This is a genomic window from Paraburkholderia sejongensis, from assembly GCF_020880815.1.
In the GTDB taxonomy this organism is placed as follows: Bacteria; Pseudomonadota; Gammaproteobacteria; order Burkholderiales; family Burkholderiaceae; genus Paraburkholderia; species Paraburkholderia sejongensis.
The window spans coordinates 87,778-114,675 of sequence record NZ_JAJITD010000022.1 but is presented as its reverse complement, the minus strand read 5'-3'; the positions used below and the strand labels follow the sequence as shown (position 1 = coordinate 114,675).

17 protein-coding genes are annotated in these 26,898 nt (G+C 60.1%); 10 read left to right on the top strand and 7 right to left on the bottom strand.

The genetic code is table 11. The features are described from left to right. The first annotated feature begins 88 nt into the window (after nt 1-88). Nucleotides 89-2,086 carry an HAD-IIIC family phosphatase gene (locus LJ656_RS30865; RefSeq protein WP_230513258.1) on the top strand — a complete coding sequence of 666 codons (1,998 nt, stop codon included), beginning with the start codon at nt 89-91 and terminating at the stop codon, nt 2,084-2,086. A 33-nt stretch (nt 2,087-2,119) separates the two neighbouring features. Here LJ656_RS30865 and LJ656_RS30860 read toward each other — a convergent pair whose 3' ends face one another. The 7 genes from LJ656_RS30860 to LJ656_RS30830 form a co-directional block, all read right to left on the bottom strand. Beyond that, the gene (locus tag LJ656_RS30860; protein WP_329958918.1) at nt 2,120-3,205 is read right to left on the bottom strand and encodes a glycosyltransferase family 4 protein; all 1,086 of its coding nucleotides are present in this window, start codon (nt 3,203-3,205) and stop codon (nt 2,120-2,122) included. An 89-nt stretch (nt 3,206-3,294) separates the two neighbouring features. Next, nucleotides 3,295-4,329 (bottom strand): GDP-mannose 4,6-dehydratase, encoded by a 1,035-nt coding sequence (gmd, locus tag LJ656_RS30855; RefSeq protein ID WP_230513256.1) that lies wholly within the window; start codon nt 4,327-4,329, stop codon nt 3,295-3,297. A 53-nt stretch (nt 4,330-4,382) separates the two neighbouring features. Next, nucleotides 4,383-7,076 carry a glycosyltransferase family 4 protein gene (locus tag LJ656_RS30850; RefSeq protein ID WP_230513255.1) on the bottom strand — a complete coding sequence of 898 codons (2,694 nt, stop codon included), beginning with the start codon at nt 7,074-7,076 and terminating at the stop codon, nt 4,383-4,385. Between the two features lie 2 nt (nt 7,077-7,078). Then, nucleotides 7,079-7,654, bottom strand: a complete 576-nt coding sequence (locus LJ656_RS30845; RefSeq protein ID WP_230513254.1) for a DUF4214 domain-containing protein — start codon at nt 7,652-7,654, stop codon at nt 7,079-7,081. A gap of 22 nt (nt 7,655-7,676) precedes the next feature. Continuing rightward, the gene (locus LJ656_RS30840; RefSeq protein WP_230513253.1) at nt 7,677-8,327 is read right to left on the bottom strand and encodes an ABC transporter ATP-binding protein; all 651 of its coding nucleotides are present in this window, start codon (nt 8,325-8,327) and stop codon (nt 7,677-7,679) included. After that, the gene (locus LJ656_RS30835) at nt 8,324-9,121 is read right to left on the bottom strand and encodes an ABC transporter permease (protein WP_230513252.1); all 798 of its coding nucleotides are present in this window, start codon (nt 9,119-9,121) and stop codon (nt 8,324-8,326) included. Before LJ656_RS30835 ends, LJ656_RS30840 begins: the two co-directional genes overlap by 4 nt. A 6-nt stretch (nt 9,122-9,127) precedes the next feature. Next, nucleotides 9,128-10,276, bottom strand: a complete 1,149-nt coding sequence (locus tag LJ656_RS30830; protein ID WP_230513251.1) for a KpsE/RkpR family capsule polysaccharide export protein — start codon at nt 10,274-10,276, stop codon at nt 9,128-9,130. A 404-nt stretch (nt 10,277-10,680) separates the two neighbouring features. Here LJ656_RS30830 and LJ656_RS30825 point away from each other — a divergent pair, with 404 nt between their 5' ends. From LJ656_RS30825 to LJ656_RS30785, 9 genes are all read left to right on the top strand, one after another. Continuing rightward, a complete protein-coding gene (locus tag LJ656_RS30825) occupies nt 10,681-11,889 on the top strand; it encodes a capsule biosynthesis protein (protein ID WP_230513250.1) in 1,209 nt (402 codons plus the stop codon). Then, entirely contained in the window at nt 11,882-12,667 is a 786-nt protein-coding gene (locus LJ656_RS30820) for an SDR family NAD(P)-dependent oxidoreductase (protein WP_230513249.1), read from the top strand. The genes LJ656_RS30825 and LJ656_RS30820 overlap by 8 nt, the downstream gene beginning before the upstream one ends. Then, the gene (locus LJ656_RS30815) at nt 12,668-14,203 is read left to right on the top strand and encodes an LTA synthase family protein (RefSeq protein ID WP_230513248.1); all 1,536 of its coding nucleotides are present in this window, start codon (nt 12,668-12,670) and stop codon (nt 14,201-14,203) included. After that, on the top strand, nt 14,200-21,849 hold the full coding sequence (locus tag LJ656_RS30810; protein ID WP_230513247.1) for a type I polyketide synthase: 7,650 nt from the start codon (nt 14,200-14,202) through the stop codon (nt 21,847-21,849). The genes LJ656_RS30815 and LJ656_RS30810 overlap by 4 nt, the downstream gene beginning before the upstream one ends. Further along, nucleotides 21,849-22,763, top strand: coding sequence for a UDP-3-O-acyl N-acetylglycosamine deacetylase (locus tag LJ656_RS30805; RefSeq protein ID WP_230513246.1), 915 nt, complete (start codon nt 21,849-21,851; stop codon nt 22,761-22,763). The genes LJ656_RS30810 and LJ656_RS30805 overlap by 1 nt, the downstream gene beginning before the upstream one ends. A gap of 63 nt (nt 22,764-22,826) precedes the next feature. Beyond that, complete coding sequence (locus LJ656_RS30800) at nt 22,827-24,164, top strand: aminotransferase class I/II-fold pyridoxal phosphate-dependent enzyme (RefSeq protein ID WP_230513245.1); 1,338 nt, start codon at nt 22,827-22,829, stop codon at nt 24,162-24,164. A 35-nt stretch (nt 24,165-24,199) separates the two neighbouring features. Then, complete coding sequence (locus LJ656_RS30795) at nt 24,200-24,907, top strand: GNAT family N-acetyltransferase (protein WP_230513244.1); 708 nt, start codon at nt 24,200-24,202, stop codon at nt 24,905-24,907. Between the two features lie 102 nt (nt 24,908-25,009). Next, nucleotides 25,010-26,440: a mannose-1-phosphate guanylyltransferase/mannose-6-phosphate isomerase gene (locus tag LJ656_RS30790; protein WP_230513243.1), complete on the top strand. Its 1,431-nt coding sequence runs from the start codon at nt 25,010-25,012 to the stop codon at nt 26,438-26,440. Nucleotides 26,441-26,489: 49 nt separating this feature from the next. After that, the gene (locus LJ656_RS30785; protein ID WP_230513242.1) at nt 26,490-26,882 is read left to right on the top strand and encodes a carboxymuconolactone decarboxylase family protein; all 393 of its coding nucleotides are present in this window, start codon (nt 26,490-26,492) and stop codon (nt 26,880-26,882) included. Nucleotides 26,883-26,898 lie beyond the last annotated feature (16 nt).

The window sequence follows — 26,898 nt, the reverse complement described above, 5'->3', positions numbered from 1 at the left end:
CTCCATTAATTCATACGATTTTGCGGGAATGCGGGATTGTGGGCATGATGCATAACGACAGGTAAAGCTAAGGAGAGAATATAAATTTATGTCCGGTATTCACGTGAACACGCAAACCGAGGAATTTGTCGATTCGCTGTACAACTATGTCCTGGGCCGAAAACCCGATCGAGCCAGTTTCGAGAGATGGGTGTCAGCGCTTGAGTCAGGGACAGTGCGTCCGCATGAGGCGGTAGCAGGCTTCTTTAAATCGCAAGAACGCACGAATAGGGAAAAGCAGGAACATGTCCAGGCGGTGAAATCCGGGGTGGATTCCTATCACGCCCCCGCGGTTTTGTCTGAAGCGATGGTGATGCCAAAACGGGTCGCGTTGCTCGGCTCGTGTCTCATTGAAAAGTGGCAATCGGTGTTTTCCCGTTACTGTGCCGTCGACTATCTACAGGTCAATGGGCTGGCTCGTCTCCCCGAGCGGCCGCCAGCGGCGCCGACGGAATATGGGTTTCAGGTCGTTCAATTGGGGTTGCGCTTTGTGCTTCCTGAACAGCGATATTTCGGACTCGAATACCGCAATCCCGAAGACTATGAAAAACTGTTTGAAGCCACTTGTGACCGCATGGTCGGCATGCTGCGCGAAAATATGCGCTGGAACGTGGAGCAAGGCATGCTCACGTTCGTATGCAATTTCCTGACGCCACAGCAAAACACCCTTGGTCGGCTGATGCCAAGGTATGATCTGCGTAATCTCGTCTACTTCGTCGAACAGCTCAATGTCCGGCTGTATGAGGAGTTACAGAAGTACACGAACAGCTATGTGCTGGATATCAATCAAATCGCGTCGATCTATGGGAAGAAATATTTCCAGGACGACCATATGACCACGGCGGTTCACCACGGTCTGTCAAGCGACTTCGATTTTCAGCACGACCAGGCACGTATCGAAGCCGTTCCAAAGGCTTCCACGGTTTATGAGATGCGGCCGTTCGAATTCATTACCGCAGTTTGGGAGGAAGCGCTAGCAATGTACCGCACGGTACATCAAGCCGAAGCCGTCAAACTCGTGATTATGGATCTTGACGATACATTGTGGCGAGGCATTGCCGCTGAAGGCGCGCTCGACACCTTCGGTGACAAGGTGCGTGAAGGCTGGCCTGTCGGTGTAATGGAGGCCCTCAAGTGCCTGAAGAACAGGGGAGTACTCCTTGCAATCGCAAGCAAGAACAGTGAGGAGCGCATTGGTCAATTGTGGAACGACATGACTGATGGGCGTGTTTCTCTGAACGATTTTTCGGTTCGCAAGATCAACTGGCGCACTAAGGTCGAGAACATCGAAGAAATTCTTCGTGAAGTCAATGTGTTACCGAAGAATGTGTTGTTTGTCGACGACAATCCCGTCGAGCGGGCTTCCGTTCTGCGCGCATTTCCGGGCATTCGGGTGTTGGGAGCAAATCCATATACTACCCGGCGTGTCTTGATGTGGGCGCCGGAAACGCAGGTGGCCAGCATTACGGACGAATCGAGCCGCAGGACGGAAATGATGCAGGCTCAGGTTCGACGTGAATCGGACAGGAAACAGCTCTCACGTGAAGACTTCCTTGCATCCCTAAAGATCAAGCTGAAATTCGCGGAGATCACGGACGTGAGTGCCCCGAAGTTTGCCCGCGCATTCGAGCTCATCAACAAAACCAATCAATTCAACACGACGGGCGAACGTTGGACTCACGACGCAGCGGTTTCCCTGTTCCGTAACGGTGGTTCCTTTGTCACTTTTGAGGCCGAAGACGTTTACTCGAACTATGGGCTCGTTGGCGTCGTTGTAGTTAAAGAAGACTGTGTTTATCAATGGGCGATGAGCTGCCGGGTGTTGGGGTTGGATGTCGAGCTTGCAGCGCTGACCGAGATTACTCGCCGCATAGCGCACAGTGGACGTAAATCGGCGCGCGCCCGTGTGATAGAGACTGAGGCGAACTATCTGTGCCGCGATCTCTTTGAGCGGGGAGGGTTTGAGCGCGAAGGCAGCGACTGGCGAAAGTCGCTGGTCGCTGACCAATGGGCCGAACACTCACATATAGAGATTCTGGAGGGTTGAGGCATCAACCCGGTTCAACCCGGGTCGTCTTGATCAGACGCCAATCCGTTGATATAGATCAATCGTGCGGTCGGCACAGTTGGCCCAACTGTGTCGCTTCGCGATTTCGATGCCTCGCAAAATGGCCGCCGAGCGCCACGATTCATTGCTCAAAACTTCTGTGATGCCCGTAACCAATGCATCGACATCATTGGAGTCGGTCAGAAAAGTCGCATCTTCCACGATATTGCGAATGGGCGTGCGATCCGACGCCAAGACGGGTACACCGCTTGCCAGGCTTTCAAGGACTGGTAGCCCGAATCCTTCATATATCGACGGAAAGAAAAATGCCCGCGCACCGGCGTAAAGAACGGGTAGTATGCTTTCGTCTACATAGCCGAGATAACGAAGCCATCCTTCTTCTTCGGCTACTTGTATCTGAGCAAGAAGATTGTCGTTCAACCAGCCACTGCTGCCAGCAAGAACCAGCGGATAACTGGTACGAAGCGTAGCGGGTATGCGCCGATATGCATCGATCAAATTGCTGATTCGCTTGCGCGGTTCGAGAGTTGAAACGCATAGCGCGTAGCTTGCGGGGGTAAGTCCCAGCGAGAACAGCTGCGCTTTGAGCGTTGATGGGGATCGTGGATGGAAATCGGCACCGACGCCCAGCGGAATCGCGGTGACACGTTCTAGTGGCCAGTTGAAATAATCTGCCACTTCAAGACGCGTACTCTCGGAATCTGTGATGATATGGCGGCACCTTGACAGTGTGAAGGTGAATGCTTTTTCGAATTGTCTTATGCGTTCAAGCGGATGTGTTTCCGGAAATTTGAACACGGAAAGATCGTGAACAGTCACGATTCCGCTATTCACTTGCGGTGGCAGAAAGTAGTTTGGTGAATGAAAAAGGTGAGAGCGTAACCGCAAAGCCAGCTTGCGTCGCGCTAGCCAACGGCTGGTGGAGAGAAATGGTCGGCGGGTTTTTGATTGCGCGGTTCTCAGATTGTCAGGGTCAGCGATCCAACGGCCGTCCGCGAAATAGCGAACTGCTCGCAGTTTCTCAGTTGCCTGATAGTGCCTGGCCAATTCCCACGCGTATCGACCGATCCCCGTAAGGGGCGGCCGAATCGCGTCCACTTGCAAAATAATCCTCAATTAGCGTCTGCCCGCGCACATGCGGCCAACCACCGCGAAGAGGAGTTGGTGCTCTTCCTCATCCTCACAGATCAGAATGAAAAGCCAAGCTTGTTGCGTCTGATATCCTGTTCCACCATCATCGCGCATAGCTCTTCAAGGGTAGTGCGCGGCTGCCAGCCGAGCTTTGTTTGCGCCTTGGTCGGATCGCCGATCAACAACTCGACTTCTGCAGGACGGTAAAACTTCGGGTTCACTTCAATGAGTTGTCTCCCCGTTGCGCGATCATACCCGCGCTCGTTCTCGCCGATCCCTTCCCAGACGATGTTGATATCAACGGCTTTGCCTGCCATGGTCACAAAGTCACGTACTGTTTCCGTCCGATTTGTCGCGAGAACATAGGTGTCTGGTTCGTCAGCCTGCAACATCAGCCACATGCCCTCGACGTACTCTTTCGCGAATCCCCAGTCCCGCTTGGCGTCGAGATTTCCTAGCTGTAGCCGGTCCTGCTTGCCCAAATGGATTTTGGCCATGCTATCGGTAATCTTGCGTGTCACGAACTCCCTTCCGCGGAGTGGTGATTCGTGATTGAAAAGAATGCCGCTGCTGCCGAAGATGCCGTAGCTTTCCCGATAGTTAACGGTGATCCAATGAGCGTAGAGCTTTGCTACACCATACGGGCTGCGAGGGTAGAACGGAGTGTCTTCAGTTTGCGGAATCGACTGCACCTTACCGAACATCTCCGATGTACTGGCCTGGTAAAAACGAATGTCTTTATCGACGATGCGGATCGCTTCGAGCAGATTGAGAGCACCGATCCCTGTAATTTCGGCAGTTGTAGTCGGCTGATCGAATGACACACCTACGAAGCTTTGGGCTGCGAGGTTGTAGACCTCCTTCGCTTGTGTGCTCTGCAGCAAACGAATATTCGCGCTGAGATCAGTAAGATCGTATTCGAGTAGGTGAAGATTAGGATGATTCAACACCCCAAGCTCTTCCAGACGCCAAAAGTTTACCGAGCTGGTACGTCGATACGTGCCATACACCTCATAGCCCTTTTCAAGTAACAGTTGGGAGAGGTACGCGCCATCTTGTCCAGTAACCCCGGTAATCACTGCTTTTTTCATGCTGCAATTTTTCCTAAATTTTGTTGAACGTCGTATGACTTCATCGCTCAAGTTCAGATTGCCACTGTAATTACAGGCATCCGGTGCTCCGGGCTGTTCCTGACAAGCGACTTGTTGGTGATGGTCAAAATATAAGATCCTACCGTGGCTGGCAGCTTGACCATTAGTCCAGTCTTTTGGCTAACCAATTGAGGATGATTCATTCCGTTCACTACCAGATTGTCGTTGCCGTCGCGAATTTCGTACACCACGTTCTTCATTTCATGCTGACAGGACGTCTCGAGGCGGCACCAAAGGCCGGGAGTGCCGAATGCTGCGGACTCCGTGATTCCAAACATGTTGGTCGCGTACGGTTCGGTACGGTTTCCACGGAAAATCGCGTCCTTCAAGAGCTTCGAAACCATGCGCTGCGAGCTGTATTGCCCATACGCTTCCTTGCACACGATCTTTTTCAGCTTTGGCGGTGTGTCGAAATCGATGCCTGCCTCATAAGCAGCGCCGCCGGGCTGATAGTTGCTGTCGTAGTAGTTCTCAAAATACACCGTATCGCAGAACCATTCGGGGGTCCATGATGAATAGCTCATGGGCCAAAAGAGAGTGGTGCACTTTTCGCTGACGACAAGATTCGAATAGCGGTGGGCAACGACGTTGAAATAGATTGACCATTCATCAAAACAGCGAGGGCGTACGTGGCGGAACTCGGAGACAACCTCGGAGAAGAGTTGCTTGTCGATCACCTGCGCCTGGTGGCTGGAATAGGCGAGTCGCGGATAGCCGTACTCTTCCAGCACGGTAGCCGTGTACCATTGACCACGATCGTAGCTTGAGTCGCCAAATGGACTCGCTCGCCATTGACTCATGTCGGGATAGAAATATTTACCGACATATCGCGAGTTTCGAACAAAGTGATCGGCTGGTAGTGTCTCGATAGCGATGCAATCATCATCGAGTGCGACAAATGCGTCGTGGATTTCCGGGCGTTTGTAGAGGCATTCGCGTAGCAGGAAGTTGCGCTCCTGATGATCCGAAACATCGATGGATTCCGCCGCGAGTACTTCTTCGTCGCACAGAATGGTAGCCTTCACCGGGTAGTTTTCAAAAAGCTCGGCGTACTGTGCGCGCTGACTGCCGCGTGTCAGCACGACTACATCGTCAATTTTCGAATGGCGAATGAAGCTTTCCAGTGATTTTTTCAGATTCTCCGGATTTGTGGAGATATACACCAATTGAAGGTTCGCCGGGACCGACGCAGCTGACAGGCCGGCAGTCAGTGTGCCGATATGATTCATCAGCACCTGAGCCGTGTCCTCCCACGAGGGCAGACAAACGCGAGCAGCATTTTCCTTCGTCGCAGCATAGAAGCTAGGATCGTTGACGACCTTCTCGAGGGCGCTCGTGAAGGATTTGAAGTCACGCGGATCGAAAAGTAGGCTCAATCCTTGACCCGCTTCCACCAGTGCACCACGGTCGCTGGAAATGACGACGCAATTCTTTGCGAGCGCTTCCAATACAGGGAGACCATAGCCTTCGTACCAAGAAGACGTGGCGTACGCGAAGCAGTTCTCGTAGAAGTACTGCAATGCAGCATCGTCGACGTTCTGAAGCCATTTTAGGGTCTCATTTTCTTCCGACAGTGCCTGAATTTTCTTGATTAGCTTGTCCTCTTCCCAACCTTTTTTGCCGACGATGAGAACGTTCAAACCGATCGATCGAAAGTATTCGATATTGTCGATAAAAAACGGATAATTTTTCCGCGGTTCGACCGTGCCGACACACAGCACATACGGGCGCTTTGCGATGAATTGTGCGACCTCGTCATCGAGAACGACACCGTCACTTTCGGCATGGGAGAAATTGCCGCCCATTGGGATGGTAACCATTGGCGGACAGCGAGACTGAATCTCGCTCGCGATTTTCGACGCATCGTCTCGAACAGCCTCGGAGATACAAACAAAGAGGTCGGAGAAACTGAGCGCCGCGAAGAAATGTTCGACGTAGCGGATGACCGTCGTCGGATGAGAGTTTTGTGGAGAGAGGATCGGAACGGCATCGTAGTGCATGTTGACGATGCGCACTCCGTTGATTTTCAGATCGCGATAAAGAGCCCACTTGGAGATGCCGTCGCCCCAGGAAGCATCAATATCAAAGTAGATATCGCCCTCGGCGAAGGTGACGAGCTCAGAATTTGACGAGGCGAAATCTCCGTCATTCATCGCGACGGTGACAAATCCCTTCAGGGAGCGTTGATAGGTTACGAGTTGGACATTGTTCGCGCGAAGCCGTGTGGCGATTTCGCGAACCACACGCTGAATTCCGGTTCTCGCACCGGTCTTGATAGTGTTCGTGACATCGACATACAACACAGGCGATGCCGATTTGCCCTTGAATGTTAGGGCCGCAGTCGAGCGCCCATTCTGGGTGTACTCCGCAGACGCGTGAATCGATTGCACTAGCGCAGCAAACTTCCGGACGGCAGGGGCTGGATTCGAGATAAAGCTGTTCCGTGCGCCTGTGTCAACGCGGCGGGTCAGAAGCCAAACGTAAAGAATCTCGATCGCTTCGTCAGCACCGATTATTTCAGCGATGTTGTATTTGTCCGCGTCAAACTTGCCGCTGACGAGCTCGCACAGTGCTTGACGTGCGGGTGCCGACCAATTCGAGGTGAAAAACGGCGCTTCGGATTTACGTTCGACGAAACGAAGAAGATTTTCCGCGACTTTTTCGATAGTGTGTGGCTTCGTTTTCATCGTTACTTCGCTTGTGTTATTTGTCTCAGCTTTTCTTCGATACGCTTGGCGAGGATCTCGGCCGCGATCGCCTGATTCCCTTCGATGCGAAGTAGATCGGCTTGGTGTGCCTGTGCGGGTGGGATTTGTGTCTTACCGGCCTGCAACGCGGCGACCTGCTGACTGAGTCCTGTCATCGTCGTGCGAACGGCGTGTACCTCGTCTCGCAATTTCGCAATTTCACCCAATAGTAGCGCGGTACTTGCGCTGACGCTGACGGATTCGAATCGCTTTCTTCTTATGCTCTCGAAGAGGCCGCCGATCGCGGGAAGCCGCGAAAGCGTGAAAAGAACCCGATAAGACGTCGCCAGTGAGCGGTGCTTGTGCCGTTTGCGGAATTCGCTGGACCCGAAAATGCTGTGCAAGATCGCCGCACGGCCCTTTTTCTTGCCGAGTTCTGTCGAATAGTAAGTCATTCCCGCCGCGTCAATGTCTCTACCCAGCAACGTCAGGTAGCAGCGCCGGACGAAATGCTGACCGTCGAACTGAAAGAGTGCGGCGACCGACGTGGTGGAAAGGTCACCGGTATGGTGTTCCATTGGTTTCCCCGTGTAGATTGGGCTAGCAATAAGTTTGGTAGTAGACGAAGGCCGAATCGACTTCGCTGAAGTCCAGGAGTTTGCCGTTGTGAAGTACGCAGGCACGATCACAATGCTCCCGGACGATGCGCGGATCGTGAGAAACCAGAATCATCGCTCGATCTTTTCTTTTTTGGAATAACTCATAATTGCATTTCGCATGGAATCGCGCGTCGCCGACGGCGATCACCTCATCAATGAGAAAGCAGTCGAATTCGATCGCCATCGAGATCGCAAACGCCAGGCGTGCGCGCATACCACTTGAATATTTCTTGACCGGTTCGCGCAGGTAAATGCCGAGCTCAGAGAATTCCTCCACGAACGGTATGACCCGTTCAGGTGGCACACCATACACGCGACAAACAAAACGCAGATTGTCAAGGCCGGTTAGACTGCCTTGGAACCCGCCGGCGAACGCTAACGGCCATGATACGCTCATGCTTCTCTTGATATCGCCGGCACTTGGTTGCTCTGAGCCGCTGATCAGCCGAATCAACGTGGACTTGCCCGACCCATTCTTGCCGAGGATGCCAAGCTTGTCTCCCCGCGCGACCTTGAGATTGACGCCGTCGAGGATGGTCCGCTGACCCTGGCGTGTCCCATAGCGTTTGTTTACTCCGCTTAATTCGATCATTGCGGTTCCACTTTGCTGGAGATATCCCGCACGACCCACAACCCTAGCCATGTCAACACCAGGCAAATGATTGCCGTATAGGGAACATCATAGTATGGCGTGACTGCGTCACCAAAATATCCGTAACGGAACAGTTCAACGCAATTGGGGGCGGGAAACAGCATGACGATATTGCGAATTGGCGTCGGCAACCAGCTTGCCATGACAAGCGCGCCTGAAACTGGCAACTGAAAGTAGGCGATCGGATGCCAAAGTCGTTCCACCAGTTCACTGTATTCGCAAAGTCCACCTATAAGCAGCCCCGTTGCGCTGGCGTACCAAACGAGTAGTCCCCAACCTGCCATCATTCTAAGGATATTGGCAGGGGCGGGAATGGCTCCAGCTACGATGAAAATCAACAGCAGAACGATCATCGATAGGGTTGCGCCGGAAACTTCCAGTAGGATGCGTGCAAGGAACAGGTCGATTACTCTGACGTTTCGATGAAAAAGCAGCGCCGAATTCGGCAATATGGCCAGCGTGCATCGCCCGATTGTGTTTCGCCACACCAGCACTGTGGAATAGCCGGTCAGCGTATACGCGATGGCGCTTATATGGTGGGCCGCGCCGATGTCGTGAAACAGACTCCACAATATGGTCACGCCAAGCGTGAAGAGCATGGGTTCGGCAAACAGCCATGCGAAACCCAGATTGTGGCGTCCATAGCGCGTGATGATTTCGCGCATGAACAAAGCGTGCAGCACCCGTAGCTGGATTTCCAGTGACCTGTGCAATGGAAAAACTTCTTTGCGCATAGCCACTTAATCGCGATGTTCGCGGACGCTGGAAATCAGGAGGCTCAAGGTACCCCAGGATATAAGTCCAAGAATGAATGTGATAAGCACATTCCGCACACGATGTGGCAGCAATGCTTCGTCCGGAGTGCTCGGCTGAGCAATTCGCTCCAGATAAAGCTGCTGCTTTCGAGCATCCGCGCGGGCGGACTCGAGCGACACCAGGGCGGCGCTGAGCTGACGGTCTGCAAAGTCTCTTTCAAGAGAAAGACGTTGATAAGCAGGAGCCTTGTTTGCGAGCGAACTGGATCCGCCCGCGACGCCATTGACGGCGTTGTTGATCTCGGTTTGGAGTGCGGCGATTCTGGTGGTCAGGGCTTTCACCTGCGGGTTGCTCGGCGCAAGAGACCTAAGCTCCGCCAGTTGCGTTTTGCTTGCTATGAGTTCACTTTTCAATTCACCAACCTGCTGCAATTGAAGTGCGGACTGCTTGTCTGGATCGAAGATTGATTGCTTATTTCTAAAAGCCGAAAGCGCCTCTGCAGCCACCTTCACGCGTGTTTCCGCTTGCGCAACCTGATTGACGGCGTACTGAATCATGTCTTGCTGCGCTCGGGCGTTCATCCGATTGACGAGTTGTTCGCCCAATACGAGCAGTTGTTCGTTGAAGCGGTGGGCGTCTCGAGGAGTAAACGCATTCACCTTCAATGTCGCGATCGAGGTGGTCGTATCGAACGCCACGTCAATCTGCTTCTGATAATAAAGCAGCAAGTGCTCCTTGCTACCGTACAAGCCAAGCGGATTAAAGCGGTTGAACATATCGCCGTTGCTGCCAGCGTAGGCGTTAACGAACGAATTTTTTTGATTTAGAGCTGATAGTGCATCGCGCGATACGATGTAATCGTTAACTGCGTACGCATCATTTTGGGAATCGCTCAGCCCCGAGCCTTGCAGCAGTTGGCCCACAAGGCCAGACGACTGCGTTTGCTGGTTGGGGCTGCGAACGACGAAGCTGGATTCCGATACGTATACGTCCGAGGCGATCAGAGAGTAGTAAATCGTTGCCGCAAGCGTCGGAAATATGACGGTCAATGCGAAAAGCCGATTAACTTTTTTGATTCGACTTGCTAACCCCCAACGATCTGCAAGAATATGGCCACTTCTAATAGTTTCCAACTTTATTCCACCGTCTGCGGCCGAGCGGCGCTCGCGTTTTTACGCTCTGCCAGGAAAATGATGTCAGTGGCGCAATGTTAATGCGTGACGCCACTTGCGTGCTCCAGCATGCGTACCTTCGAGGTGCACAAAGTACTCGTCAACTATTTGCTGGGGCAGCTTTTCTAGGATGGTCGATTGTAGCGTTCCGGACAAGCAAACGGAAGATATTCCGGTCCTGTCTCGAAATTGCAACAATTTTGTAATTTGGAAGACGTTGGTCAGTTTTTTTTAGTAGGCTCGCGTCCCTGGCTGTAAAGTATTTCAAGCTCCTCTTCAAAGAAGGTCCGATCTGCGGTGTTATTTTCTGGCAGCGATCGCGATACCCGGGAGCGCATATAGACCGCTCGATTGTCAGCCCGTCCATGGTTCGCTCTTTTCTTATCCTGCAGGGCACTGCCTCTCCGTTTTTCTCCCGTCTTTGCGAGGCGCTGATTGAGCGGAGTCATGCCGTACACCGAGTTAGTTTCTGTGGCGGCGACTTACTCTACAGCGGCATTCACGCGAGTTGGGATTTTCGAGGGCAAATTGATTCATTGAATTGCTGGTATGTCAACAAGTTAAAATCAGTTAATTTTACCGACGTAATAATGTTCGGCGACTGCCGCGAAATCCACAGCCCAATTCACCCAATCGCCAAAGCCCACGGCCTGCGCGTCCATGTATTCGAAGAGGGCTACGTCCGTCCGCACTGGTTGACGATGGAGCAGCACGGAGTAAACGGACGTTCCCAATTACCCCGCGATCCCGCCTGGTATCTGGAGCAACGCCGATTCACACCTCCGAGCCCAGTAGGCGAACCGACCGGCTACAACCTGTTTGAACGCGCGTTTCACGACATCCGCTATCGCGCGGCGAACACGCTCTACGCGCCGCGCTTTCCGCATTACCGCAGCCATCGGCCGAGAAACGGGTTCTTCGAATATGCGGGCCTCGCGACTCGCGCCTTGCGCCAGCGCCAGCATCACAAAGACTCCGATCTAGTCACCCGAGAACTGCTGGACTCGAAGAAGCCGTACTACATCTTCCCGCTGCAACTGAATTCAGACGCGCAGATCGTCGTTCACTCGCCATTCGACGGTGTCCAGCGGGCCATCACGAAAGTACTGACGTCGTTCGCCCGTCACGCTCCCGCGCACACATGGTTAGTCGTCAAAAACCACCCACTCGACACTGGCCTGATCGACCACCGCAGCCACGCGATACAACTGGCGCGCGAGCTCGGCATCGCCGATCGGCTGCGCTTCATCGACGCCGGCCACCTGCCGACGCTGCTCGACAACGCGCGCGGCGCTGTGGTGGTGAACAGCACGGTCGGCCTGTCGGCGCTGCATCACCGCCGCCCGTTGATCGCGCTCGGTAACGCCATCTACAACATGCCCGGCCTGACCTGGCAAGGTTCGCTCGACGACTTCTGGCGCGACGCCGGCCAACCCGACATGAACCTGTATCAAGCCTTCCTCGACTACGTCGTCCACCACACCCAGATCAACGGCGATTTCTACACGAAGACCGGCATTGCAATGGCGGTGAGAGGCGCGGTGCGACGTCTCGAGGCAGTCACACATGCGTAGACCCGCGCCGCGCCACATCGTGATCACCGGCGCGAGCGCCGGTCTCGGTCGCTCGCTGGCGCTCGCCTATGCGGGTCAAGGAATCGTGCTCGGCATGATAGGCCGGGACACGAACCGCCTCGAAGCATCGGCTCAAGCCTGCCGCGCCAGAGGCGCGCAAGTCGAAACCGCACAAATCGACGTGCGCGATGCAGCGGCAATAGAGGACTGGCTGAATGGTTTCGACGACCGGCACCCGATCGATCTGCTGATCGCCAACGCGGGCGCTGCGAGCACGCTCGCCTCGCCGCGCGACTGGGAAGAACTCGAACGCACGGCCGCGATCGTCGACACTAACTTCTACGGCGCGATCCATGCGGTATTGCCTGTTGTCACCCGCATGCGCGCGCGCAAACACGGTCACGTAGCACTGATCAGTTCGATCGCGGCACTGCGCGGCATGGCGATTTCGCCCGCTTATTGCGCCAGTAAAGCTGCGATCAAGGCGTACGGCGATTCGGTCCGGCCGCTGCTGCTGCGCGACGGCATTCGCATGTCGATCGTGCTACCGGGCTTCGTGAAAACCGCAATGAGCGACGTATTCCCCGGCGACAAACCATTCCTCTGGTCAGCGGACAAAGCGGCCGCGCACATCCAGCGCAAGTTGACAGCAGGGCGCTCGGAAATCGCGTTTCCGAGCCTGCTCGCGCTCGGCATGCGGCTGTTGCCGTTGCTGCCCGCGACGCTCGCCGATGCCATTCTCGGCGCACTGTCGTATATGCCGCGTGAGGAACGCTAGGTGAACGCGACGCCCGCGCTCAGTTTCGCGGCCGCGGCCGCCCTCGCGCTGCTGCCCGAAGCGCTCGCAAAGCCGCGCGCGTCGTTGCGGCGCTTGCCGCTCGCGTTTGCGCTGCACGTCGCCGCAATCGCGTTTATCTGCGCGTGTGTGGTTCTGATTACCGGACGCGTGCACTTCGCCGCATTCGTCGCGGTCGCCCTGGTGGGGCTGCTCGCCGGTGTCAGTAACGCAAAATACACGTCCTTGCGCGAGCCGTTCGTGTTCACGGACCTTAGCCTGTTCAGCCAGCTCTTCGCGCATCCGCGTCTTTATCTGCCATTCCTGAGCGCGGGCACCGTCGTTGCGATCGTGCTCGGCATCGGCGTCGTGATCGCGGCATTCGTCGCGGACGCGCCGCTCGCGCATCGCCCGGTCGGCACGCTGCTGTTTGCCGCGTGCGCGTGTCTCGCCGCTGCCTATGCCTGCGCCGCGCGTCTGCCGCTCACGCTCCAAGCTGTCGATGACCAGCAACGCCACGGCTTTTTCGCGGTTTTCGTCGCGTACCTGCTGAATGGCATGCGGCCGGCCACCGCGCGTCAACTGCGCGCCGCGCTTGCCGAAGGTCCGTTTGCGAGCGGCGCGCCGCACACCCTGCCCGACGTGATCCTGATCCAAAGCGAGTCATTCTTCGACGCGCGGCGCCTATCTTCCAGGATCGACCCGTCGATCCTCCGCAACTTCGATCTGGCACGCCGTGCGTCAGTCCAACACGGCGAGCTGACGGTGCCGGCGTGGGGCGCCAACACGATGCGCACCGAGTTCGCGGTGCTGACAGGCGTCGACCAAACCCAACTCGGTTACGCACGCTTTTACCCGTACGCTTTCATACGCCGCGCGTGCGCATCGCTCGCATCGTGGTTCAAGCACGGCGGCTACCGAACGCTGGCAATTCACCCGTATTACGCGGATTTTTTCGGCCGCGAACGGGCGTTTGAACATCTGCAGATCGACCGTTTCATCGACATCAAATCCTTCGCTGACGCTGCGCGCGCGGGCCCCTACGTTGCCGACATGGCGGTTGCCGAAGCGATCATCAAAGCCCTCGACGAACCGCGCGACAAACCCGTACTCATCTTTTCGATGACGATGGAAAACCACGGTCCGTTGCACCTGGAAACGGTGGAGGCGGGCGAGGGCGCCGCTTTTCATTCGCTGGGCGACGACGCGCACTGGCGCGATCTCACCGCTTATTTGCGCCACCTGGCGAACGCCGATGCGATGCTCGGCCGCCTGCTCGACGCGCTGCGCGCACGGCGGCGCGATACGGTGTTGTGCTTTTATGGCGATCATGTCCCGGCGCTGCCGCACGTGTTTGCGCGGCTCCGCAACGAGCCTGCTCGCAGCGATTACTTTATCTGGCGCAACTACAGTTTTGTGCCGTCTATCCGTAAAGACATTAGTGCCGAAGAACTTGGCGTCGACCTCGTAAAAGCGCTTGCGCCAGCCGCGCCGTGCGAGGTTTCGGCGCGTACGCTGCACCCGACAGAAGAACGATGACGAAACAGATTGCGATTGTGGGGATGGCCTGCCGTTTCCCCGGCCACGTTGAGAGCCCGGAAGAGTTCTGGGCATTGTTGCGCGACGAAAAAGATGCGGTTACGCAGATTCCGCCAGACCGTTTCGGCACCGAGTTCTACCAGCACCCTTCGAAGCGCGAAGCGGGCAAAAGCTACACCTTCTCGGCAGGCGTACTCGACGACGTCGCCGGTTTCGACGCATCGTTCTTCGGCATTTCGCCGCGCGAAGCGCAGCAGATGGACCCGCAACAACGCCTGCTGCTCGAACTCGCATGGGAGACCTTCGAAGATGCGGGTGTGCGTCCGCGCGACATGGAAGGCAGCAATTGCGCGGTCTACGTCGGTGTCGCGAGCCCGGACTACGGCAATCGTTTCGTCGACGACCTGAACGCGGTCGATCCGTATTCGGCGACCGGCAACACGCTCAGTATCGCGTCGAACCGTCTGTCGTATCTGTTCGATCTGCGCGGGCCGAGCGTGTCGGTCGATACTGCGTGCTCGTCGTCGCTGGTCGCGCTGCATCAGGCGTGTCAGGCGCTGCAGGCCGGCGACGCCGATGTGGCGCTCGCGGGCGGCGTCAACCTGCTGCTGCACCCGTTCGGTTTCGTCACGTTCTCGAAAGCGTCGATGTTGTCGCCGCGCGGCCGCTGCCGCGCGTTCGACGCGACCGGCGACGGCTACGTCCGCTCGGAAGGCGGCGCGCTGGTAATGCTAAAGACGTTGGAGCGTGCGCTCGCCGACGGCGACACGATCCACGCGGTGATCGCAGGTACCGGCGTCAATTCGGACGGCTATTCGCAAGGCGGGATCAGCGTGCCCGGCGCGGCGACTCAGGCAGCGCTGCTGCGCACCGTCTATGAGCGCGCGCAAGTAGACCCGCGTTCGCTCGCTTATCTCGAGGCGCATGGCACCGGCACCGCCGTCGGCGATCCGATCGAAGCGCGCGCGCTGATGGAAGTCGCGTCGGCGGGCCGGCCGGTCGACCAGCCGTTGCTGATCGGCTCGGTGAAAACCAACGTGGGTCACCTCGAGACCGCGTCGGGTATGGCGGGCTTGCTCAAGGCGATCCTGTGCCTGAAGCATCGCGCGGTGCCGAAGACGCTGCATTTCCAAACGCCCAATTCGGCGATCGATTTCGTCGGCGGCCGGCTGCGCGTCGTCGATCGTCTGACGCCGCTCGAATCGACCGAACCGCTGGTGATCGGCGTCAATTCGTTCGGTTTCGGTGGCACCAACGCACACGTAGTGCTGCGTGAAGCTCCGGCGACGCATGCAGCGTCGCCAGCGACCCCGCGCAACGAGGCCAACGCAAACGAACCGTTGCTGCCGCTGATCCTGTCGACCCGCGCGGCAGCCGCATTGCCATCACTGGCGGCGCGCTATCTGGCGGCGCTCGACAACGGCACTGCCTGGAACGTGCTGGCGAGCAATGCCGCGCATCGCAGGCAATGGCTCAAGCATCGCGCGATCATCGCGCCCGCCACGTCCGGCGACGCGCGCGCGGCACTGCAGACACTCGCCACGTCGACACATGAGCAGGCGGAAGCGGCGCTCGTGCAAGGCGAAACGCCGGCCGACGACGACCGTCTCGCGCTAGTGTTCTCCGGCAACGGTTCGCAGTGGGCCGGTATGGGCAAGCAGTTGCTCGATGAGGAACCGGTGTTCAACTCCGCACTCGAAGAACTCGACGCGTTGTGGCGCGCAGACGGCAGTCCTTCGTTGCTGGCGGTGCTGCGTGAAGGCGCCAGCGCTGAAACACTCGCGGCTACCGAGCATTCGCAGCCACTGCTGTTCGCAATTCAGGTCGGCGTGGTGCGGGTGCTCGAAGCGCGTGGCGTTGCGTACGACACCTGCGTCGGCCACAGCGTCGGTGAAGTCGCGGCGGCGTGGGCCGCGGGCGCGTTGACGCTCGCACAGGCCGTGCACGTAATCAAGATTCGCAGTCGCGCGCAAGCCACTACGCGCGGCACCGGCAGAATGGCGGCCGCCGGTCTCGGCGAAGCCGCGATGCATGCACTCATCGCGCAACTGAACGTCGAAACGCAGGTGGAAATTGCGGGCGTCAACAGCCCGCAAGCGGTCACGCTCGCGGGTCCTCTCGATGCGTTGCGGACCCTCGAAACGGCCGTCAAGCAGAGCGGCCGCTTCTTCCAGTTGCTCGATCTTGACTATGCGTTCCACAGCCGCCAGATGGACCCGATCGAGCCGGGCGTGCTCGCGGGTCTCGCGGACCTCGCGCCGAATCCGGCGCCGCGCACTTTCGTGTCGACGGTGACCGGCGACGTACTCGCGGGCACCGAACTGGACGCGCGTTACTGGTGGCGCAACATCCGCGAGCCGGTGCGTTTCGGCGAGGCGATCGCACGCATCGCGCAAGCCGGCGTGCGCCTGTTCCTCGAAGTCGGCCCGCATTCGATTCTGCGCACCTACGTGACGCAGGTACTCGACGACGCGCGTGTCGCCGGCCGCTCGCTTGCAACCCTCAAGCGCAATCACGACAGCGCGCAGATGCTGCATCACGCGATCCACACGGTCATTGCAAACGGTGCGCGCGTCGACCTGGAGCGCTTCGCACCGCGCGCGTTGCGTGGCGAACGGGTGGCGTTGCCGTCGTATCCGTGGCAGCACGAACACCATTGGCTCGGGCCGACGCCCGAGGCGTACAACCTCGTCTATCGACATCGCGAGCATCCGCTGCTCGGCTATCGTTTGCACGAGCATGCGCTCGCGTGGGAAAACCAGCTTGACCCAACGGGTCTGCCGATGCTTGCCGATCACGTCGTCGATGGCGGCGCGGCGTTTCCCGGCGCGGGCTACGTCGAAATGGCGCTGGCTGCCGCGCGTGTGCATTTCGGCACGACGAGTTGCGCGGTCGAGAACATCGAAATCCGTTTGCCGGTCGTGTTCCAGCCGCAGCATTCGAAGCTGTTCCGCTTCACCGTCGACGTACGCACCGCCAACTTCACGATCGAAACGCGCGACCGGATGTCCGACGAAGCGTGGTCGCTGAACGTCACGGGCCGCCTGCTCGCGAGCGGTTGTGGGTTGAGCGCGAACGCAGCAGCGGGCGCGTTGCCGAGCACGCTGATCGGCGAACTGCTCGCGCAACCGGGGATGTCCGGTGACACGCTGTACGCGAATACCGCGGCGATCGGGCTGAGCTACGGCCCCGCATTCCGCTGGGTCCGCGCTGTGCACGTCGACGCCGGCGCTGAACTGGCACTGGCCGAAGTGGAGATGCCCGGCGTGCTCTCGCAAGCAGCCGATGCGGCAAGTGCCTATGCGTTGCATCCCGCATTGATGGACAGCGGCTTCCATCCGCTCTTCGCGCTGCTTGCAGTGCCGCAGCACGGCGAACTCGAGCAGGCGGCGTATGTGCCGGTGCAACTTGGCCGCATCGACTATCTGCGCGGCGACGCGATCCGTTATGTGCTCGCGCGCATCGAGCGGCGCAGCCCGCATTCGGTCGTCGCATCGTTCGAATTCGCGGACGCACAAGGCACGATCGTCGCACGCCTGAGCTCCTGCCGGTTCCGGCGCGTCGATCTGTTGAGCCGGCGTCAGCAGCCGCCCGGGCGCTTTACGTATATTGCCGAAGCGAAGCCGCTGGCCGGCGAAGTCGACGCGCGCGGGCTGCTCGCACCCGCCGCGTTGCTCGCGGACGCAAGCGCCACGCTGGCCACGCAGGAAGACGAAGCGCGCCGGCATTCCCATCTGACCGAAATGCTGCCGCTGCTGGACGTGCTGGCGGGCGCCTATGCATTGCGCGCGCTTGACGCGTTGCAGGTGTTCGCCCAGCCTACGCTGCCTGATTGCGCGCATCCGGCGTTGCTGGCGCGGCTTGCGCAAATCGCAGTCGAAGACGGTCTTGCGCGCCGCGACGGTGCTCGCCTCGTGCGGGACGATGAGGCCTGCGCAAGCCTGCCCGCAATCGATGAACTGTGGCGCGAACTGCTCGCGCAATCGCCTGCGCACGTCGCCGAATTGACGCTGCTCGCGCATTGCGGCGCGGCGTTGCCGGCCGTGTTGCGCGGCGACGTCAGCGGCGCGCAGATCTTGCCGCCGTCGCGCAGCAGTCTCGTCGAGCATTTCTTTGAAGCGTCGCCGACGTGGGCACATGCGAACGCGCTGACCGGCGCCTGCCTGTATCGCGCGATCGAAAGCTGGAACGAGCCGCGGCGTCTGCGTGTCCTCGAACTCGATTCGCCGCTGAGCGACGTGCTGCATCCGCTGGCGATTCATGTGCCGGTGTCGCGTTGCGATTACACGATCGCCGGCACCCGCGAACAACTGAGCGGCTTCGATGCGAGCGAGCATCCGACGCTGCATGTCGCCACCGTCGAGTTTGGCGAGACGACGCGTCTGATCGGCGTCGATGGCAACGAACGCTACGATGTTCTGATTGCGAGCCATGTGTTGGCCTCGCAGTGCGAACCGCGCGCGCTGCTTGCCGCGCTGCGCGAGTGGCTCGCGCCGGGCGCGCTGCTGGTGATCGCCGAGCCGCGCAATAGCCGGTTTGCCGACCTCGTGTTCGATCTCGACGCGGACGCCGCGCATGGCAACGCGCGTCGGGCTGCCTGGTTGTCGCCGCATGCACTGACCCAGTTACTCGAGCAGGCTGGCTTCGAACAGATCACGCGCGATACGGAGCAGGCGCTCGACTTCGAAGGCGCACCGACGCTGCTAGTGGCGCGCGCGCCGCAAGCGGCAGCCGCTGACGAGCGGGGCGCGGCGCTTACGGCCAACAGCGCGCCCGCGCATTGGTCATTGCTGTTCGCAACCGCTGAGGCTATCGACGACAGACTCACCGCGGCGCTCCGAGCGGCCGGTCACACGGCATCGAGCAGCGCTCTGCCGTCCTCGCATCGTGATCCGGGCCAACTGGCCGCGCCGGCCGGTGTCGCGCATCACGTCGTATTCATCGCACCGGACCAGTCGCTGTCGAGCGAGGCCGATGGCGCGGAGGTGATGGTCGTCCAGCAGCAGACCACGCTCGCGCTCGCGCAACTCGTGCGCGATCTGGCCGCAACGCCTGCCATCGTGCAGCCGCAACTTTGGATCGTCACGCGCGGCGGCGCGTCGGTCGCGACTGCGTTCGCGCAGGCGATGTCGTTGCGTCCTGAACAGGCGGCGATGTGGGGGCTTGGCCGTGTGCTCGCTAATGAGCATCCCGAACTGTCGTGTCGCCTGGTCGACGTGTCGGTCGGCGAGCGCGATGCTATGGCGCTGCTCGCGCGCGAACTGCTCGCGAACGACGGTGAGGAAGAAGTGCTGCTGACGCAGCAAGGCCGCTACGTGACGCGCATGCTGCCGACGCCGGAGGCCGAGCGGCGTAGCCGCGCCGCCGAACCGCTGCGCGCGCGCAACCAGCCAGCGGTGCTGGGCTTCGCGTCGCCGGGTTCGTTGCGCAATCTCGAATGGTTCGCACTGCCGCAGCGCGAACTCGCGGCAGACGAAGTCGAAATCGAGCCGGTCGCGACGGGCCTGAATTTCCGCGACGTGATGTACGCGATGGGGCTGCTGTCCGATGAGGCGGTCGAAAACGGCTTTGCGGGCGCGACGGTCGGCATGGAACTGTCAGGGCGCATCACGCGCGTCGGCCGCGACGTGCAGCGTTTCGCGCCGGGCGACGCAGTGCTCGGTTTCGCGCCGGCATCGTTCGCAAGCCACGTGCGCACCACCACCCAGGCGATCGCGCACAAACCCGCGCGCTTGACCTTCGAAGAGGCGGCCACGGTGCCGACCACCTTCTTTACCGCGTACTACGCGTTGTGCGAGCTTGCACGTCTGCGGCGCGGCGAGCGGGTGCTCGTGCACGGCGCGGCGGGCGGCGTCGGCATCGCGGCGATCCAGCTCGCGCGGCATTTCGGCGCGGAAGTCTTCGCAACCGCGGGGAGCCGCGAAAAGCGCGAGTTCGTGCGTCTGCTCGGTGCGGACCACGTATTCGATTCGCGCAGCCTCGCGTTCGCCGACCAGATTCGCGAGCGCACCCAGGGCGCGGGCGTCGATATCGTGCTCAATTCGCTGGCCGGTGAAGCGATGGTGCGCAGCATCGACACGCTGCGTCCGTTTGGCCGCTTCCTCGAACTCGGCAAGCGCGATTTCTATGAGAACAGCCGCATTGGTTTGCGGCCGTTTCGCAACAACATCAGTTATTTCGGCATCGACGCGGACCAGTTGATGAGCGCTCTGCCGGATCTCACCGCGCGGCTGTTCGAAGAGGTGATGCGGCTATTCACCGATGGCGTGCTGCATCCGCTACCGTATCGAGCGTTTCCGGCCGAGCGGGTCGAAGAAGCATTCCGCCATATGCAGCAGGCCAGGCAGATCGGCAAGGTTCTCGTCACCTATCCGGCAGGCACGCCCAGTCCCACGCGAAGCGCGGATACCGCCGCGACGCTGCAGCTCGATCCGGCGGCCGCGTATCTGGTGGTCGGCGGCACCGGCGGCCTCGGCTTTGCAACCGCGCGCTGGATGATGTCTCGTGGCGCGCGTCATCTGACGCTCGCGAGCCGCTCGGGCACGCTCGCGCCCGAGATGCGCGAGGAGGCGGCGCGTTGGCGTGCGAACAACGGCACGGAAGTTCACGCGGTCGCGTGCGACGTGACCGACGCGGCCGCGCTCGACGCGCTGCTCGCGGAGATCGCGCAACGCCGCACGCCATTGAAAGGGGTGCTGCATTCGGCGATGGTGATCGACGACGGGCTCGTGCGCAATCTGGACTCCCAACGTTTTGCCGCGGTGCTCGCGCCGAAGCTGGCGGGCGCGTGGAATCTGCATCGTGCGACTCGCGGCCTGTCGCTCGATTTCTTCGTGCTCTATTCGTCGGCGACGACCTTCCTCGGCAATCCGGGGCAGTCGAGTTACGTCGCGGCCAACAGCTTCCTCGAAGCACTGATCGCACAACGGCGCGCGGCCGGCTTGCCGGGTACCTGCATGGCGTGGGGCCCATTGGACGACGTCGGTTTCCTCGCGCGCAACGCGGAAACGCGCGAGGCATTGCAATCGCGTATCGGTGGCGTGTCGATCACGTCGGACGAGGCTCTGGCCGCACTCGAACGCGCGCTGCTTGACATGAGCGCCGGCGACGCGGTGGTGCGACTCGACTGGCAGGCGCTTGCACTCGGCATGCCGGCGGCGCGTGCGCATCGCTACGTCGAATTGCACGCGTGCGGCAGCCATGAAGCGGCGCATCAGGGCAGCGTGCAGATGCGCGAGCAACTCGCGGCGATGCCGTTTGCCGATGCGATTCGACTGGTCGAGGAGACCTTGCAGGCGCAGATCGCGCGGATCCTGCATATGTCGCCGGAGAAAATCGAAACCGGCCGCTCGATTCTCGAGATGGGCATGGACTCGCTGATGGGCATGGAACTGGGGATGGCGATCGAAGAGCGCTTCGAGGTCAAGCTGTCGATGATGACGATGGCCGAAGGCGCGACCGTTCATACCCTCGCGCAACGGATCGTCGAATCGCTTCAGACCGAGGACGATGCCCTCGAGCCGAACAGCGTCGCTGCGCAGGTCGCGGCCGTCGCCGCGCAGCACGCGCTCGATGTCGGCGCACACGCGCTTGCCGACGTGGCCGATGCGTTGTCCGCGCAGTCCGGCGTCGTGGAGCAGGTTTGATGCGCGCGCCCGCTGGCTGGAGCCACCGCGAAGGGACGCTCGCGCGCGAGTTGACGTTGAGCGGTCACGGTCTGCATACCGGCCGGCGCGTGAACGTGCGGATTGTGCCGGGCACCGCGAGCGGTCCGCGCGGCATCGTCTTTCGGCGCGTGCGGCACGGCCGTGTGCTCGCCGAGTTTGAGGTCGATCACGTGCTACGGCGCGGCCAGCCGCTCTGCACGATGCTCGAAGCCGGTGGCGGCGTGCGAGTGCGTACGGTCGAGCATCTGCTCGCTTCACTGCTCACTTGCGAAATCGATCGCGCGACCGTCGAACTCGACGCGGAGGAAGTGCCAATTCTGGACGGCAGCGCGCAACCGTGGCTCGACGCGATTCGCGCGTGTGGCCGCACTGAGCTGCCGCTTGCAAAGCGCTTCATTCGTGTGCTGCGTACGGTGAAAATCGGCGATGGAATCGGCACGCGCGACGAACGCAGTATGTCGATCGAACCGGCGAACGCGTATGAGATGAATGTGCGCAACGATCTGAAAGGCTTCGGCGCTTTGTGCTGGGAAGGCGCGTTGACGCCGACGAGCTTTGCCGGCGAGATCGCGCCGTCGCGCTCGTATGGTCGCGTCAAATGGGCGATTCCCGCGATCGTTGCCGGTTACCTGCGCGGCATGCCGATCCTGCGCGGCGCGCGCCTGTCGTGCACCGCCGCAATCGTCGGCAACAGGGTGATCGGCGGCATGCGCGTGCCGGACGAATTCGTACGGCACCGGGTCCTCGATCTGGTCGGCGACATGGCGATGGCCGGTGCGCCGCTGCTGGGCCGCGTGAACGCGCTGCGGCCGAGTCACGAAATGAATTACCGGCTCATCGCCGCGCTGCTCGCGGATCGCGACGCGTGGGAATGGGCCGAATTTGCGGGCTGAACGACCGGCTCGCATCAGGACAAGAGGCTCATCGAAGAGCCGGATACGGGGTTAGCGAACACTATGGGACTGGGTGATAGCCTTCGCCAGCAACTGGCTGCGAAGGCGTTGATGAGGCAACTGGAACGCGTGTCCGAGGATGCGCGCGAGCCGGGCGCGCCGCTCGCGGCCAGCGCCGCGCGCACGACGCAGGACGCCGCGCGCGCCGGACTATGTAGCTTCGAAAGCATGCCGGGCTACCAGCAAGTCGAGATCCTGCGGCAGATGGGCGACAAGCTGAAGGTGCAGTCGCCGTTCTTCCGGGTGCATGAAGGTGTGGCCGGCGCGACGACGTGCATCGGCGGCGCGGAGTATCTGAACTACGCGAACTACAACTACCTCGGTCTGGCTGGCGATCCGCAGGTATGCGCGCGTGCGAAAGACGCGATCGACCGCTATGGCACATCGGCTTCGGCAAGCCGGATGGTCGCGGGCGAGCGGCCCGCACAGCGTGAACTCGAAAGCGCGCTTGCGTCGTTCTACGAAGTCGACGACTGCGTGGTGTTCGTCAGCGGTCACGCAACCAATGTGACGGTGATCGGCTCACTGTTCGGGCCCGGCGATCTGATCGTGCACGACTCGCTCGCGCACAACAGCATCGTGCAGGGGGCGCAGTTGAGCGGCGCGAAGCGGCTCAGTTTTGCGCACAACGACTGGCAGGCGCTCGACACGCTGCTCGCCCGCGTGCGGCAAGACTACCGGCGCGTGCTGATCGCGATCGAAGGTCTGTACAGCATGGACGGCGATATTCCGGATCTCGCACAGTTCGTCGACATCAAACGCCGGCATGCGGCGTTCCTGATGGTCGATGAAGCGCATTCGCTCGGTGTGCTCGGTGAACGCGGCAAAGGCGTGCGCGAGCATTGCGATGTTGCGAGCGGCGATGTCGATATCTGGATGGGCACGCTCAGCAAGACGCTCGCCGGCTGCGGCGGCTTTATTGCTGGCTCGCAGCCGTTGATTGACATCTTGCGCCATCTGGCGCCGGGGTTCCTGTATAGCGTGGGTCTTGCACCGACGCTGGCAGCGGCGTCGCTTGCCGCGCTCGAACGGTTGATCGCCGAACCCGAGCGGGTCGCGCGTTTGCGCGCGCGCGGACGGCAGTTTCTGGACGAAGCGCGTGCCGCCGGACTCGACACTGGCAAGAGCGCCGGATATGCAGTCGTACCGATCATTACCGGCAGCACGCTGAAGGCCGCGCAATGGGCGAATGCCATGTTCGAAGATGGAATTAACGTGCAACCGATTTTTTATCCGGCAGTCGAGGAGAAGGCCGCGCGGCTGCGCTTTTTCATCTGCTCGACGCACGAACCCGAACAGATCAGCCGCACGATCGCGGCGCTCAAGCGCGTCGCTCGCTAAGCCGAACACGGACCAACCAGAAGACACCACTCGCCATGAATGCGACAGATTCCGTGCGCCGGTCCGCACCTCCTCTGGACGGCGGACCAGTTTCGCTGCGCTTTCGCGCGGCGCGAGCCGACGACGCTCATGCTTGCGCGCCACTGATTTTTGCATCGGGCGTGCGCGAATTCGGCTTCTTTCTGGGGGAACCGGCCGACGAGTGCGTGCGGTTTCTGGCCTTTGCGTTCGCGTCGAAATTCGGACGGTTTTCCTATAAGCGCCACCGCGTGGCGGTGACGCGGGACGATCGGCCGGTCGGCATACTCGCGATCCATGATGGCCGCACCAGGTGGCTCGACGATCCGCATGTCGCCCTGATGTTGTTGCTGCATTTCGGCGTGTTGCGTACCGTCCGCATGCTATTGCGCGGGCTCGTGCTCGAAAGCGAGTTGCCGGCGCCGAAGTCGACGCAGACGCTGATCGCGCACTGCGCGACGCACGAGAGCATGCGTGGCACCGGCGTGTTCAGCGCGCTGTTTGCCGACGCGATCCGCGCAGCCGGTTTGGCGAACCCGAGCAGTCCGACAGCGGACGCCGGGCGCTCCGGGCAACTCGTGCTCGACGTGCTGGTGAGCAATACCCGTGCATCCGATCTATACCGGCGCCTTGGTTTTGTCGAGTTACCGCGCCGCGCGGCGATCTCGCCACGTTTGCCGCGCGAACTCGAATCCGTACGGATGAAATGGCTGGAAAAAAATTGATGTGCGCTGTGACGGGCGGACGCGAAACATGACGCAGCGCGAGTGCTCAACGCGCGATGTGATCGATCAACGAACGAAATAAGACATAGAAGGAACGAGTTCATGCAAATTCATCCGGTGATTCTTTGTGGCGGTAGCGGCACACGTTTGTGGCCGATGTCGCGCGGCGGCTATCCGAAGCAGTATCTGAAGCTGACCGGCGAACACACGCTGGTTCAGCAAACCGCCTTGCGGTTGCGCGGCATCGCCGATATCGCGGCGCCGCTCGTCGTGACGAACAACGAACAGCGTTTCCTCGTCGCCGAGCAGTTGCGCGAGGTCGACGTGCAAGCGGCCGCCATCGTTCTCGAACCGGCGAGCCGTAATACCGCGGCGGCCATCGCCGTAGCTGCATTGCTCGCGTTGCGCGAGTCGGCGGATGCGTTGCTGCTGGTGCTGCCGTCAGACCACGTGATCGCGGGCGAGGCTGCATTTGTGAAAGCGGCCGAAGCGGCCGCGCACATCGCACACGACGGCCGCCTCGTCACCTTCGGTATCACGCCGACCGAGCCGCATACCGGCTACGGGTACATTCGCGCGGGTGCGCGGCTGATCGACGGTACGCAAAACTTCGCGGTCGACTCGTTCGTCGAGAAGCCCAACGCGGCGACCGCGCAGCGATTCATCGACGAAGGCGGCTACTACTGGAATAGCGGCATGTTCATGCTGAAAGCGTCGACCTACATGGACGAGTTGCGCCGCTACCAACCGGACGTTGCCCGCCATGCCGAAGCGTCGTTGCAGGCGGCGCAGCAGGATCGCGACTTCGTGCGGCTCGACGCCGAAGCGTTCGCCGCCTGCCCGGACATCTCCGTCGACCACGCGGTGATGGAGAAGACGCAGTGCGCGGCGGTGATCGCGGTCGCGGATCTCGGCTGGAACGATATCGGCTCGTGGACCGCGCTGGCCGACATTGCCGAGCGCGATGCGCAGAACAATACGTTGATCGGCGACGTGCTGACCGATGCGGTGAGCAATTCGTATATCCGCGCCGAGCATCGTCTGGTCGCCGCGATCGGCCTCGAGAACGTGGTGATCGTCGAGACCGCCGATGCGGTGCTCGTCGCGCGTCGCGACCTCGCGCAGGACGTCAAGAAAATCGTCACGCAACTCAATGCGCTTGGCCGTCACGAGTCAGTCACGCATCGGCGCGTGGTGCGGCCGTGGGGCTCGTACGAAGGCATCGATAACGGCGATCGCTTCCAGGTCAAACGCATCGAGGTCAATCCGGGCGCGCAATTGAGTCTGCAGATGCATCATCATCGCGCGGAGCACTGGATCGTCGTGAAGGGCACCGCGCTGGTGACGAACGGCGACAAGGAAATCATGTTGACCGAAAACCAGTCGACCTATATTCCGCTCGGCGTCACGCACCGCTTGCTGAATCCGGGCAAGATTCCGCTCGAGCTGATCGAGGTGCAATCGGGCGCGTATCTCGGCGAAGATGATATCGTGCGCTTCGAGGACACCTACGGGCGAGTGCCCAAGGCTTGATGCCGTTCGGGCGGCTCGTCGAAGTTAATCACCAGGAACAGGAGAACGTATGTCCCAGTCCAAACCGGTCGACTACCCCGACGCGCCGCCTGCAGTGCAAGCCGTCTATGACGACATCAAGCAGACCCGCCAGGTCGACGACGTCAACAACTTCTGGAAGTACATCGCGCAGCATCCGCCGACGCTCGCGCGCACATGGGACAGCCTGAAAGAAGTGATGGCGCCGGGCGCGCTCGATCCGCTCGTCAAGGAACTGTTGTACGTCGCGGTCAGTGTGACCAACAACTGCGGCTACTGCGTCGCGAGTCACACGGCGGCGGCGCGCCGCGCCGGGATGACCGACGAAATGTTCGGCGAGTTGCTCGCGATCGTCGGGATGGCTAACGAAACCAATCGTCTGGCGGTGGGCTATCGCGTGCCGATCGATCCCGCTTTCGAATGAGCGGACGAGATGCACA

Bases quoted from the DNA above. Each gene is read 5' to 3' on its own strand.
- LJ656_RS30865 (WP_230513258.1), top strand. From the start codon at position 89: ATGTCCGGTATTCACGTGAACACGCAAACCGAGGAATTTGTCGATTCG.
- gmd (WP_230513256.1), bottom strand. From the start codon at position 4,329: ATGAAAAAAGCAGTGATTACCGGGGTTACTGGACAAGATGGCGCGTAC.
- LJ656_RS30850 (WP_230513255.1), bottom strand. From the start codon at position 7,076: ATGAAAACGAAGCCACACACTATCGAAAAAGTCGCGGAAAATCTTCTT.
- LJ656_RS30845 (WP_230513254.1), bottom strand. From the start codon at position 7,654: ATGGAACACCATACCGGTGACCTTTCCACCACGTCGGTCGCCGCACTC.
- LJ656_RS30840 (WP_230513253.1), bottom strand. From the start codon at position 8,327: ATGATCGAATTAAGCGGAGTAAACAAACGCTATGGGACACGCCAGGGT.
- LJ656_RS30835 (WP_230513252.1), bottom strand. From the start codon at position 9,121: ATGCGCAAAGAAGTTTTTCCATTGCACAGGTCACTGGAAATCCAGCTA.
- LJ656_RS30825 (WP_230513250.1), top strand. From the start codon at position 10,681: ATGGTTCGCTCTTTTCTTATCCTGCAGGGCACTGCCTCTCCGTTTTTC.
- LJ656_RS30820 (WP_230513249.1), top strand. From the start codon at position 11,882: ATGCGTAGACCCGCGCCGCGCCACATCGTGATCACCGGCGCGAGCGCC.
- LJ656_RS30810 (WP_230513247.1), top strand. From the start codon at position 14,200: ATGACGAAACAGATTGCGATTGTGGGGATGGCCTGCCGTTTCCCCGGC.
- LJ656_RS30805 (WP_230513246.1), top strand. From the start codon at position 21,849: ATGCGCGCGCCCGCTGGCTGGAGCCACCGCGAAGGGACGCTCGCGCGC.
- LJ656_RS30800 (WP_230513245.1), top strand. From the start codon at position 22,827: ATGGGACTGGGTGATAGCCTTCGCCAGCAACTGGCTGCGAAGGCGTTG.
- LJ656_RS30795 (WP_230513244.1), top strand. From the start codon at position 24,200: ATGAATGCGACAGATTCCGTGCGCCGGTCCGCACCTCCTCTGGACGGC.
- LJ656_RS30790 (WP_230513243.1), top strand. From the start codon at position 25,010: ATGCAAATTCATCCGGTGATTCTTTGTGGCGGTAGCGGCACACGTTTG.
- LJ656_RS30785 (WP_230513242.1), top strand. From the start codon at position 26,490: ATGTCCCAGTCCAAACCGGTCGACTACCCCGACGCGCCGCCTGCAGTG.